Annotated in this window: 1 protein-coding gene; it reads right to left on the bottom strand. The window is 44.1% G+C overall.

The annotated features are described in order from the left end of the window. A partial coding sequence (locus tag E1189_RS23885; protein WP_196221369.1) for a hypothetical protein occupies positions 1 to 202 on the bottom strand: 202 nt, incomplete at its 3' end. Positions 203 to 299: the final 97 nt, after the last annotated feature.

Raw genomic sequence — 299 nt, forward strand, 5'->3', positions numbered from 1 at the left:
ACAGCTGTGGGCAAAATCCCCCATACTCACAGATAGGCATCTTTTTCATTTGGTCGACTAATGCATGATCATTTTCATGGGCACCAGTCACTACAGGGTCGAAATAAACAACATTGACAAAATCAATTTCATCAGGGTTTAGAGCGACCAGGTTATAACGGACATACTCTGTATTCACATTGTCCGTAAGCTGTATATCCACTCGATATTGCCAGCTCGGAGTTGGAAATGCCCTAAGGGGAAGAGGAAGGGTCACCTTTCCCTCGTGTACATCAAGCTCATAATACTCACCACTGTCA

The organism is Parendozoicomonas verongulae, assembly GCF_009711465.1.
Classification (GTDB): Bacteria; Pseudomonadota; Gammaproteobacteria; order Pseudomonadales; family Endozoicomonadaceae; genus Sansalvadorimonas; species Sansalvadorimonas verongulae.